The organism is Peterkaempfera griseoplana, from assembly GCF_001418575.1.
Lineage (GTDB): Bacteria > Actinomycetota > Actinomycetes > Streptomycetales > Streptomycetaceae > Peterkaempfera > Peterkaempfera griseoplana.
Map to the genome: position 1 here is coordinate 1 of NZ_LIQR01000569.1, position 11,812 is coordinate 11,812.

9 protein-coding genes and 1 pseudogene are annotated in these 11,812 nt (G+C 73.1%); 4 read left to right on the top strand and 6 right to left on the bottom strand.

All coding sequences use genetic code 11. The annotated features are described in order from the left end of the window. The 3 genes from AOK09_RS32920 to AOK09_RS32930 form a co-directional block, all read right to left on the bottom strand. A partial coding sequence (locus AOK09_RS32920) for a PP2C family protein-serine/threonine phosphatase (RefSeq protein WP_169797096.1) occupies nucleotides 1-904 on the bottom strand: 904 nt, incomplete at its 3' end. Nucleotides 905-1,057: 153 nt separating this feature from the next. Beyond that, nucleotides 1,058-1,855, bottom strand: coding sequence for a metal-dependent hydrolase (locus tag AOK09_RS32925; protein ID WP_055590884.1), 798 nt, complete (start codon nucleotides 1,853-1,855; stop codon nucleotides 1,058-1,060). A gap of 78 nt (nucleotides 1,856-1,933) precedes the next feature. After that, nucleotides 1,934-2,146 carry a hypothetical protein gene (locus AOK09_RS32930; RefSeq protein ID WP_055590885.1) on the bottom strand — a complete coding sequence of 71 codons (213 nt, stop codon included), beginning with the start codon at nucleotides 2,144-2,146 and terminating at the stop codon, nucleotides 1,934-1,936. Between the two features lie 206 nt (nucleotides 2,147-2,352). Here AOK09_RS32930 and AOK09_RS32935 point away from each other — a divergent pair, with 206 nt between their 5' ends. The 4 genes from AOK09_RS32935 (at nucleotide 2,353) to AOK09_RS32950 (ending at nucleotide 6,786) form a co-directional block, all read left to right on the top strand. Continuing rightward, nucleotides 2,353-4,446, top strand: coding sequence for an N-6 DNA methylase (locus tag AOK09_RS32935; RefSeq protein ID WP_055590886.1), 2,094 nt, complete (start codon nucleotides 2,353-2,355; stop codon nucleotides 4,444-4,446). A gap of 324 nt (nucleotides 4,447-4,770) precedes the next feature. After that, nucleotides 4,771-5,088 carry a type VII secretion target gene (locus AOK09_RS32940; protein ID WP_055590887.1) on the top strand — a complete coding sequence of 106 codons (318 nt, stop codon included), beginning with the start codon at nucleotides 4,771-4,773 and terminating at the stop codon, nucleotides 5,086-5,088. Between the two features lie 7 nt (nucleotides 5,089-5,095). Beyond that, entirely contained in the window at nucleotides 5,096-6,361 is a 1,266-nt protein-coding gene (locus AOK09_RS32945; RefSeq protein ID WP_055590888.1) for an amidase domain-containing protein, read from the top strand. Then, nucleotides 6,361-6,786, top strand: coding sequence for a hypothetical protein (locus tag AOK09_RS32950; protein ID WP_055590889.1), 426 nt, complete (start codon nucleotides 6,361-6,363; stop codon nucleotides 6,784-6,786). Before AOK09_RS32945 ends, AOK09_RS32950 begins: the two co-directional genes overlap by 1 nt. 164 nt (nucleotides 6,787-6,950) lie before the next feature. Here AOK09_RS32950 and AOK09_RS32955 read toward each other — a convergent pair whose 3' ends face one another. The 3 genes and pseudogenes from AOK09_RS32955 to AOK09_RS32965 form a co-directional block, all read right to left on the bottom strand. Beyond that, nucleotides 6,951-7,442 carry a hypothetical protein gene (locus AOK09_RS32955; protein WP_055590890.1) on the bottom strand — a complete coding sequence of 164 codons (492 nt, stop codon included), beginning with the start codon at nucleotides 7,440-7,442 and terminating at the stop codon, nucleotides 6,951-6,953. Nucleotides 7,443-7,447: 5 nt separating this feature from the next. After that, nucleotides 7,448-11,356, bottom strand: a complete 3,909-nt coding sequence (locus tag AOK09_RS32960) for a DUF6531 domain-containing protein (RefSeq protein WP_055590891.1) — start codon at nucleotides 11,354-11,356, stop codon at nucleotides 7,448-7,450. 163 nt (nucleotides 11,357-11,519) lie between these two features. Then, a pseudogene (locus AOK09_RS32965) lies at nucleotides 11,520-11,812 on the bottom strand (hypothetical protein); the annotation flags it as partial.

Sequence of the window (11,812 nt, forward strand, 5' to 3'; positions counted from 1 at the left end):
GGCCGTTGAAGAGGTCGCCGAGACCCAGGGGCAGTGAGGGGACGACCGGTGTCAGCGCCAGGACCTCCCCGTCCCGGACGATCAGCGGCGGGGGGTGGGCGCGGTTGAGGACGTGGACCTGGTCCGTGCCGTCGGGGAAGTCGACGATGACGGCGGTGACGAACCCCTCCCCGGCCGGGCGCTCGGCGCCGAGCGGGCCGGTCGAGGACCGTGCGGAGAGCTCGATCTCCACCAGTTCGTCGGTGAGGGCCTGTTCCAGGTAGGCGGCCGCCTCGGGCAGCGTGGTGTGCCGCCGGGAGGAGCGCCGGAAGGCGCTGAGGACGCAGCTGACCACCCCGGCGGCGGCCAGCCCCTTGCCTTCGGCGTCCCCGACCAGGACCCGGGAGGTGCGGCCGTGGCGGGAGGCCGCGTACAGGTCGCCGCCGATCGCGGCCTCGTCGTCGGCCGCCAGGTAGAGCGAGGCGACGGTCAGCGACCCCAGCCGGGCCGGCAGTGGCTGCAGCAGTACGCGCTGGGTGGCCTCGGCCACCCAGCGCACCTGTGCCAGCTGCTGCTCCCGCCGGCTGCGGACACTGCCGGCGCCCACCGCTGCGGAGGTGATCAGCAGCAGGGCGGCGAGCTGGACGGTGAAGTTGGAGGTGCCCAGCATCTCGTCGTGGAAACCGGCCAGGACGATGCAGCACAGGGTCACCGCGGCCACGATCAGTGTGCGCAGCGGCCCGCAGAAGACCGCGGCGAAGACGGGCGCGGAGATCATCACCGGGCCCAGCCGCACGGGCGGAGGGGTGAGGACGTCCACCAGCAGCAGGGTGGTGGGCAGGGCGAGCAGCCACGGCATGATGTGGCGCGGGACGTGGGGTGGCTTCCCCGCGCCCGGTGGCCCGCCGCCGCCGTGAGCTGCCATGCACCTCACGCTACCGCCGTCGTACGGGCTTCTCCTCATGACGACGGCCGCGCGGCTGCCGGGGATGTCCTGTGCCGCCTCCCGGCGGCCCGGCGCCGCGCCGCCGGCCCGGGGCCGCCGTACCGGTCCGTGCGGCGGCGCCCGGGGCGGGGCTCAGCCCAGCAGGCCGAGCGCCGTCACGGCGCAGAGGCCGCCCAGCGCCATGAAGACGGGCGTCAGCACCTTCAGCTCCACCCAGCTGCCGGCCCGGAACCGCATGCCCTTGGGCGGCCCCACCGGGTACCAGCGCTTGCGCCCGAGCGGGATGGGCCACAGGATCGGGCAGCCGGAGACGGTGATGGCGTCGCCGATGCAGTGGACCAGTGAGCCGAGCGCGATCGGCAGGCCCACCCAGAGGTACTGCTGGCCGGGCTGGTCGAACAGCCAGCCGGCCCCGTTGCCGGGCTTGTCGAGGATGTCGGTGAGCATCCAGGCGCTGGTGACCCCGAGGAGCCACACCAGGACGTCACTGGAGACCCGGGCCTGACGCCACAGCAGTCCCTCCACCGCGAGCACCATGTGGACGAAGAGGACCGCCAGCACGCCCCATCGTCCGCCGAGGACGCAGACGCCCGCGGCCACGGCGCCGCAGATCACGGCCCACAGCCAGGTGTGGGTGAGGGTGCGGTGCCCGCCGGAGCGGCCGGCGGCGTCTCCCCGGCCCCGGGTGGACTTGTAGACCGCGTGCGACAACTTGTCGATGACCTCGCACATCCAGCGCGAGACCGGCCCGAAGGCGCGCGATATGGTCGCCGCCTTGTGGTCCAGGTCGGGGGCGAGCGCGGCCCCCGCGCAGATCAGCGCCCCCGTCAGCAGTACAGGCCAGGGCATGGGGTGGTCCAGCCCGTAGGCGAGCGCCCCCACCCCCAGCCATGCGGCTGCCCCCGACAGTGAATGAGCCGGCCCCATCATCGTCAATCCCGCCCCTCGGTCGCTGCCAGGGCGTGGAGTCGGCACCTGGACCGCGGCAGCATAGCGCCCCGGTGATCTTCAGGGAGCGGCCGTCTCCGTGACCGTCACCGTGGGGGCCGGACGGGGGCCCTCGGAGGGGGGATTCCCCAGTTCGGCGCCGAAGGCGGAGCCGAGTCCGAAGAACATCACGGCGACGCAGCCGCACATCAGCACCAGCCGGCGGTGCGCGGCCCGCCGCTCCCGGGCCCGGCGGTCTCCGGCGCTGTCGCACCCGGCGTCGAGGTGGGTCATGGAGAGCCCTTTCGGACGTCAGGAGGGGCGGATCAGCCCAGGATCGGCGCCGCTGTGAACTCTGTCAAGGTTTGATTGGTGTAAAGTTCATGTAATCTTCATTGAGTGTGTGCTCCTGCTGTGAGCTGGGTCAACAGGAAGCGTGCATTCGGTATATTCGCCGAAGCGGAAGGCTTACATCCAAGACGCCCTAGACCGGAGACGCCGTGTCCGAGAGAGTCACCGTGACCGCCGCCGAGGTCGCCCGGCTCGCCGGGGTGGGGCGTGCCGCTGTCAGCAACTGGCGCCGCCGGCACGAGGACTTCCCGGCCCCGGCGGGAGGTACCGACGCCAGCCCGCTGTTCGCCCTGGCCGAGGTCGAGGAGTGGCTGCGCAGCCAGGGCAAGCTCACCGCGGCCAACCAGCGCGACTGGCTCTGGCCGCACTTCGACGCGCTCGGCGACCGGGACCGGATGGGCCAGACCGTCGCCGCCGTCGGCGCCCGGTGCCTGCAGCTCACCGCCGAGGGCGCCACCCACCTCTCCCCGCCCGACCTGCCGGCCGTCCCGGACCCGGCCCTGGTGGACAGGGCCGTCGAGGTCGCCCGGGCCGAAGGCCCCTATGAGACCTTCGAGTTCCTGCGCGGACGCTGGCTGGACACCCATGTACGGCAGATCAGCGCCACCCCCGCCGAACTCGCCGAGCTGATGACCGCCCTGGCCCTCCCCGAGAAGCCGGGGGACGCCCCGCCGGACGTCCTCACCGTCCTGGACCCCGCCTGCGGCACCGGCACCCTGCTCTCCACCGCGCTGCACCGCGGCGCCGGCCGGCCCGGCGGCGACGCCCCCCGGCGGCCGGTCGCCCTGCTCGGCCAGGAGTCCGACCCCACCTGCGCCGCCCTGGCGGCCGTCCGCCTCGCCTTCGAGCACCGGGCCCTGGCGGACTCCGGCCCGGCACCCGCGATCCGGGTCGGGGACACCCTGCGCCAGGACGCCTTCCCCGACGTCCGCGCCGACGCCGTGGTCTGCAATCCGCCCTTCAACGAACGCGACTGGGGTCACGACGAACTCAGCTGGGACGACCGCTGGGCCTACGGACTGCCGCCGCGCACCGAGTCCGAGATCGCCTGGGTCCAGCACGCCCTGGCCCGGCTGCGCCCCGGAGGCACCGCCGTCCTGCTGATGCCGCCCGCGGCCGCCTCCCGGCGGGCCGGCCGCCGGATCCGCAGCGCCCTGCTGCAGCGCGGCGCGCTGCGGGCCGTCGTGGCCCTGCCGCCGGGCGCCGCCCCGCCGCACGGGGTGGCGCTGCACCTGTGGGTGCTGCGCAGTCCCGGGACCGCCCCGGCCCCGGACAGCCTGCTGCTGGTGGACGCCGCCGGCGCCCAGGCAGCGGCCCACCCGGCGGCTCCCGCCGACGGCCGCACCGGCCCGGACTGGCCCACCGTGCACCGCGCGGTGCTGGACGCCTGGCGGGAGTTCGAGGAGCGCGGTGAGCAGCTGGCCGACCGCCCGGGCGGCCACCGGGCCGTACGGATCATCGACCTGCTGGACGACGAGGTCGACCTCACCCCGGCCCGCCACATCCCGCACGGAGGGGTCGCCGCGGGCGAGACCCCCGACATCCAGGGCCGGCTGGCCGAACTCGGCGCCGCGCTGCAAGGCGCCCTCTCGCTCACCGGCGAGCTGCAGCCCCTCGCTTCACCGTCCGCCGCCGCGCCCGCCGCGGGCGGCCCGGTCGTCACCGTCGGCGATCTGCTGCGCGGCGGCCATCTCACCCTCCACACGGGTACGGCCGCCCACCAGCCGCTGATCCGCGAGGGCGAGGCGCCGCCGGGGGCCGTGCCGGTGCTTTCCGCCGCCGATGTGCTCGCCGGTGCGGCTCCCTCCGGCTGGCTGCCCGCCGCCGAGGTCGACCCGGCCTGGCCGGCCACCCGCCCCGGGGATGTCGTGGTCGCGGTGGCGCCCCATCTGGCCGCGACCAGGGTGGCCGGGCCCGGCGTCGTGGTGCTGGGCCCCCAGGTGCACGCCCTGCGGCCCGACCCGGCGGCGCTCGACCCCTGGTTCCTGGCCGGGAGTCTGCGCAGCCGGGCCAATGTGCGGCAGGCCGGCACCCATGCCTCCACCACCTCCAGGGTCGATCTGCGCCGGATGCAGCTGCTCCGGCTGCCGCCGGCCGAGCAGCGCCGCTACGGCGCGGCCTTCCAGCGGCTCGACTCCTTCGAACGGGCTCTGACGGCCGCCGCGGCCGTCGGCACCGACCTTGTGCACTCGCTCACCGACGCGCTGGCCGCCGGCGCCCTCCCGCCCGACGCGGAGGGCTGAGCCGCCCGGGCGCCCCCTGGCCGGCCCGCCACGGGAGCGGCGCTGCGCGAAGCGCGCCGACGGCACTCCAGCGTCGGCCGCACTCCAGCGTCGGCCGCACTCCAGCGTCGGCCGCACGTCGCCGGCCGCGGTGCCGCGCCGCCGGTGGGCAGACCACAGGTGCGGCAGACCCGCGCTGCGGGCCGCCTCCCTGGTCCGTGCACCCCGGGCAGCGGCCCCTCGGCGGGCTCCCGCCGCGGCCGATCATAGGATCTGATGGATCGATAGGGTGATGGCCGCGAATCGACGGCCGTCAGCCGACGGACAGACAGACACGGGGGAACAGTGCCTGACATCCAGATCCGCCCCGGCGCGCTCAGGGAGTCCGCCACGGGGCTGCGCAGCGTCGCCGGCGGCCTCGGCCCCAAGGCCGGCCACTGGCTGGACGACAGCTACGGGGCCGCCGCCTCGCACGGCGGCTGGCAGTCCGCAGGGGCGGTCGCCGGCTGCGCCCAGGCCTGGCAGGACCACATGAACGCGGTCGTCCAGCAGCTGCACACCTACGCGGACCAGCTCAACGACTCGGCGGACTCCTATGACTCCGCCGACGCCGAGGCCACCCGCCGCCTCCAGCAGGCCCTGACCGACCTGAACGCGGGCTGAGGCCGCCATGGTGACCATCGCACAGCTCAAGCAGGCCAGTCCGGCGCAGTGGCAGGCCGCCGCCGACGGCTGGCTCAACCTCGCCAAGGAGTCCGAGCAGGCCTGCAACGACATCCACGGCCAGGGCAAGGGACCGCTGGACGAGCACTGGCAGGACCGCGTCGGCCAGTCGGCCGGCGCCAGGCTGGCCGCCCAGGCCGACACCCTGGAGTCCGCCGCCGACATCATGCGCGGCGTCGCCATGGTCCTCGACGGCCTCACCACCAGCATCGAGTACGCCCAGCGCACCCTCCAGGACGGTCTGCGGATGGCCGCGGACTACGGCTTCGACGTCGACGAGCAGACCGGCGCGCTCAGCGCCAACGGCCAGGGCTCGGTACCCGAGGGCCACCGCTACGCCGCCGAGGTGTCCGCCCTGCTCGACGAGGCGCTGCGCCAGGCCGACCAGGCCGACCGGCAGTGCGCGGCCGAACTGAACAAGCTGGCCGGGGACACCTGCGTGGTCGACCCGGAGAAGGCCCTCAACGAGATCCAGGGCGAGGCCTCCCAGGTCGAGCTGAACATGTACAAGGGCGACATCCCCGACGGCAAGGACCCCGCCCTGGTCGCCGAGTGGTGGGACTCCCTCACCCCGCAGCAGCAGGAGCAGCTCAAGCTCTCCGACCCGGTCGAGATCGCGGGCCTCAACGGCATCCCGGACAGCGTCAAGCAGGAACTGCGCGGCACCGACGGCAAGTTCGACCGGGTGGAGTTCGTGCGCTGGACCATGGAGCACTGGAACGACAGCGACATCGACATCGACGGTGAGAACAACTGCACCAACTTCGCCTCCGAGGGACTGCACCACTCGGGCGTGCAGTACAAGGGCTGGAACACCTTCGACGGCGACGGCTGGGGCAAGAGCACCGCGGGCGGCTGGGGCTGGGACTGGCTGGACCGCAACGGCCACACCCACACCAACTCCTGGGGCGGCGCGCAGAACCTGCACGACTTCCTGACCGACAACGGCAGCCACGAGGTCCCGGTGTCCCAGGCCAAGCCCGGCGACATCATCTTCTTCGAGGAGGCCTCCGACCAGAACAGCCACATCAAGCAGGGCACCATCCACCACACCGCCGTGGTCACCGCCGTCACCCCCGACGGCGACATCCGCTACACCCAGCACAGCGACCAGCGGCTCAACGTCTCCCTGAACGGCCGCGAGAACCACGAACTGGCCGCCGAGGGGCAGCAGAACATCCGCGTCGTCCGCGTCGAGCCGAACTGGTACTGATGACCATCACCGACCGCACCGCCCCGCCGCCCGCCACCACCCTCCGGGCGCGCCGGCCACTGGCCGTACTGGTCCTCGGGCTGGCCGCCACCGGCTTCGCCATGTGGACCTGGGACCACTATGTCGGCGCGCTGGTCGACGCCTGCCAGGCCGGCCCCGGGATCCCCGCCTTCGGACCGGTGGCGGCGGTGGCCGGGCTGCTGCTGGGCCTCACCGCCGTCGGCTGGCTCTGCCACCAGCTCTTCGTCGCCCCCCGCCGGGGCGCAGCCCTCACGCCGGGGGTGCGCCGCGCCGCCCTGGTGGTGGTCGCGCTCTCCGTCGTGGCGCTGCTGGTGCAGGCCGTGGAGGTCAAGGAGACCCTGGGCAGCCGCGGCTACCAGCCCGACACCTGCTCCGGCGCCCACGCCCCGTCCCGCCTGCCCTGACCCCGGCGCCCGCCGCGGCACACCGGGGACGGCACCGGCGCCCAGCGCGCTGCCGCCCCCGGTGCGCCGCCCGCGTGGGCTCCGTCCCCGGCTGGTGCACCGGCGGCGGACCGGCCGGTGCACGACCGCGGCGAGGAGCGCCGCACCGCCGTGGGGTGCGCCGGTCAGTCCGTGAGCTTGTAGTCGTAGTAGTCCGCCGGACCGGTCAGCACCGCCTGGAAGTACAGCGGTTCGCCGTCCGTGTCCAGCGGCACCTCATGACCGGCGACCCGGGTGAAGCCCAGGGACAGTCCCGGCACATACGCGTAGTACTTCTCGTCCAGGACGGTCAGCCCCATCGCGGCCAGCTGCTCCAGCAGCTGCCGGGCGGGCGTGCGGAAGACGTCGATGCCACGGAACCGCACCGTGATCTCCTCCGGGCCCGGGCGGGGAATCCACACCTCCGCCGAGGCGAGGCTCCTGCCGTCCGGAAGGGTGAAGCTGATCTCGAACTGCGGATGCAGCGCCAGCACCTTCATGGGGTGGAAGAAATCCGGGGCCTCCTCGTCCTGGACCTTGATCTCCCCGAGCGCCGCCGCTGCCGCCTTGACGGCCTCCGCGGGCATTCCCAGCGGAAATCCCGTGATGCCGTCCGGAGGATTCAGCTCGATGTCCATGCGCGTCATTGTAGGAGGCAGGTACGGATGTGCCAGCCGTTGTCCGCGAGGTACTTCTGGAACTTCTTGTTGTTCGGCAGGGAGTCGACCATCTCCTTGATGGCCGCGTCGTACTTCGTGCCGTGCACCCGCCGGATCTCGTCGATGTCCATCTTCATGGCCTCGTCGAACTTGCCCTGCTTGATGAGGCTGGACTGCTTCGCACGCCACAGGTCCGAGGCATGGCTGGAACCCGTGCTGATGAAGTTCCGGTGGTCGTCGTACTCCATACGGATCGCCGGACCCGTGGACTCCTTCAGATCCGTCGGCATCCCGAGGTCGAGATACGTCGCCTTCGCCGGTATGTGGTTGACCTCGTAACGGGTGGTGTCGCTGCCGTCGGTCCAGTTGGCGGGCAGCAGCTTGTTGTACCAGCCGCCCATGCCCTTGGGCTGTTTGGCCAGGCCCAGCGGGTCGATCCAGAACAGCGGATTGGGCACGTACGCATGCGGGTTGGGGCCCGCCTGCAGTCCCAGCGGATCGGTGCTCAGATAACGGCCGGTGGAGGAGTCGTAGTAGCGGAAGAAGTTGTAGTCCAGCCCGGACTCGTCGTCGTGGTACTGACCGGGCCGCCCGAGCGGGCAACCGCCGCCGTCGGGCCCGGCCGCCAGGCGCCGCCCCCACAGGTCGGTGTCGGCGGGCCGGACGACCCGGCCGTCCGGGGTCACCAGCTCGCTGGGCGTGTCGACCAGGTCGGTGACGATGGCGAAGAAGCGCCGGTCGACCGCGCTGCCGCCCGGGTCCTGGCCCTCCGGTGCCGCACGCCAGGCCCACTCGTTCTGGGCGACCGGCTTCCAGGTGCCGGGCTCCCAGTCCCAGGAGACATTGCGCCGGCCGCCGTCGGCCGAGGTGCCGTACTGCTCGATCAGCTGCGCCCCGTCCCAGGTGAAGACCACCTCCTCGACGGTGGTGACCCGGCCGTCCTGCTCCCCGAGCCGCCGTTTGGCGGCCCGGCGGCCGAGGGGGTCGTAGGAGTACACCCATGACCCGCGGTCCGGGGTGTCGACCCTGACGAGCTGGTCCTCGGCGTCCCAGGAGTACCGCCACTCCCGGCGCTGCCCGGACAGCGTCCGCACCAGCTTGCGCACCAGCCGGTTGCGGTCGTCGTACTCGTAACTGGTGCGGCCGGCGGCGCGCAGCAGCGACCCGGCGTAGCCGCGCTCGCCCGCGGTGGCGGCGTCGGGCTCACGGGTGTCCTGGGCGCGGGTGATGTTCCCCAGCGAGTCGTAGGCGTAGCTCTCGTTCCAGGACTCCGCGGTCACCCGGGTGACCCGGCCCGCCGGGGTCATCTCCAGCTCGCGGCGGCCGCGCAGCCGGTCCGCCACCACCGTCGGCAGACCGTCGGCACGGTAGCCGTAGGTGCGCTCCTGCAGACTGGTGTAACCGCCCTCCGGTCCGGACGCACCGTCACGCGCCCAGATCGACTGCCCGCTGAGCCGGTCGCAGGCGTCCCAGGTCTGGGTCAGTGCCGCGCCGCCGTCCAGATAGCGGGTGGTCTCACGGCCGCCCGCGTCATAACCGAAGGTCAGCGAGCCGAGCGGGCCGCTGAGCCCGGTGGGCTGGTTGTTGGCGTCATAGGTCCAGGTGGAGACCATGCCGGTCGGGGTGGTGCGGCCGGTGCGGCGCCCGAGGGCGTCATAGGTGTAGGAGGTGGTCCGTCCGTCCACCGTCTCGCTCAGCACCCGGCCGACGGCGTCATAGGTGTACTCCACCACGCTGTCGTGGCCGGCGATCCGGGTCAGACAGCCGTTGGCGTCATAACTGAGGGTGGTCGTCGAACCGTCGTGGTTGCGCCGCTCGACCAGCTGGCCGAGCAGGTCGTAGCCGAAGACGGTGCTGCGGCCCGCGGAGTCGGTGGTCTCCAGCAGCTGGTCGGCACCGTCGGAACGGTAGGTCAGAGCACGGCCGTTGAAGTCGGTCTCACCGATCAGATGCCCCGCCGCGTCATAGCTGTACCGCCAGGCCGCGCCGTTGGTGGTGACCGACAGCAGCCGCAGCTCGGTGTCGTACTCGAACCGCTGCTCCTCCCCGTCCGGGAGGGTACGGCCCGTCAGCTGCCCGAACGGGCCGATCTCCAGCCGGGTGACCGCACCCACCTGGTCGCGCTGCTCGATGACGTTGCCCTCGGGATCGTAGCTCCAGGTCTCACGGCTGCCGTCCGGGTGCACGCGCTCGGTGATCCCGCCCTCGGTCCGCCGGACCAGCCGGGTCACGGCGCCCAGCGGGTCGGTGAAGGCGACCACGCGGCCGAAGGCGTCATAGGTCACCCGGGCGGTGTGGCCGAGCCCGTCGGTGACCGCGGTGATCAGCCCGGCCGGGTTGGTCTCCAGACGCCGGGTCTGACCGAGGGGGTCGGTGACCGACAGCTGGCGCCCCTGCTCGTCGTACTCCCGGACCGTCCGGGCGCCGGCGGCGTCGGTGCTGGTGAGCAGATTGCCGTTCGCGTCATAGGTGAACGAGGAGAGCAGAGTGCCGCCCCGGCTCACGGCGGCCACCTGCCGCAGTTCGGTGTAGCGCAGCTCCAGGACGCCGCCGTCGGGCTCGGTGATCCTGACCGGGTCGCCGTGGTCGTCCAGCAGGAAGCGGGTCGTCCTGCCGATCTCGTCGGTGCGGGCGGTCACCCGGCCGTGCTCGTCGTACTCGGTGAGCGTCGTGTGGCCCAGCGGGTCGACGGTCCGGACGACGCGCTGCTGCTCGTCGTAGTGGTACCGGGTGGGGTGCCCCAGGCTGTCCGTGGCCGTGGTCACCCGGCGCGCGGTGTCGTACTCGAAGACGGCGTTCAGCTGCCCGTCCTGCCCGACTCCCCGCACCACCCGCCCGGCGTCGTCGTAGACGTACTCGTAGCTCCGCCCGTTGCGGTCGATCCAGGCGGTCATCCGGTCCGCGTCGTCGTACTCGTAGACGTACGGCAGGCCGGAGGAGTTGACGACACCGGCCAGCCGCCCGTCCGGGTAGTACTGGTACTCCACCACCGTGGTGCCCTGCCCGTGCGCCGTGCCGTCCAGCAGCCGCAGGGCCTCCGTACGCGGACCCGCCGCCGTGTGGACGGTGTCGACCGCGACCCGGTAGCCGCCGGAGTGCTGCACGCCGACGGGCAGCCCGGACTCGTCACGGAGGAAGGCCAGCCGGTGGCCGTTGCGGTCCGACAGGGCGGTGACCGGGCGGATCTCACCGATCCGGTACCGCCCCGCACCCGGACCGGCGAAGTGGCGTGCCCAGCCCCGGTCGGGGTCCTCGATGACAAAGGTGTCCGCCTGGTCGTCCCAGGTCAGGGGCCAGCGCGCGCCGGTCGCCGGGTGCACCGGCTCCCCCGGCCGGGCGGGCAGCGGATAGTGCAGGATCTGGGCGTCGTCCCCGGCGTAGTGGACACCGTCGCCGTCGATCTCGATGCGCTGGTCGAGCGTGGAGGACCAGCCCGGGCCGTGCAGCCGGCCGCCGACATAGCCGGACGCGTAGGCCCGCCGCAGCACCAGCGGGAGCAGACCGGGCAGCCTGAGGTCGGTGACCGAGGTGATCACCTGACCGGAGACCACGTCCACCGGGTCACCGGCGGTCCGGCAGCCGATGTTGCCGTTGACCGGCTGCCCGTTCCTGCCCCCGCGGCCCAGCGGCTGCTCCCCGGCACCCCGGCCGGAGCGGCCGCCCCCGCCGGGCAGGTGGGGGGAGTGCTCGGCGTCCTTGCCGCCGCGTTCCAGGATCTTCGTCAGCTCGCCGGCGTGTTTGGCGTCGGTCTCACGGGTGTTGCGGGCGACCTTCCTCAGGTTCTCTCCGGCGGAGTGGTAGAAGTCCTTCACCGCCTTGCCGGCGTCCTCCGCGAGCGTCTTGCCTATCTTCTGCGCCCCGTGCTCCAGCGCCCTGACGATCTGGTTGCTCACTCGAAGCCCACCCCCGCAAGCCTGGCCCGGGGTGCCCGCGCACGCCCGGCAACCGTCTCCGCACAGCCCTGGCGGGCGGCTCGATCGCCATCCCGCTCTCCCCGTCCGACAACCCGGCCCCCCGACCGTAGACCACCCACGCAGTCACAGGGAACGGCTGATCTCACATACCGTCCGGGTCCGTACCCCGCAGCCCGGCGTGCGACCGCACCGTGCGCGCGGCCTCCTCCGCCTCGTCAGGACCCCTGCCGCGCAACGACACCGTCAGCCGGGCGAACGGTGAGAGCGTCGGGGAGCGCAGCTCCACCACGACCGCGGGGCGCCGGGCCCGTACCGCCGCGAAGTCATAACCGGCCGGATGGGTGCGGACCCCCAGCACCGCCACCTGGGGCACGAACGAGCCCGGACCGCCCACCCCACGCACCGCCCGCCACCAGTCCCGCTCCACCCGCACCC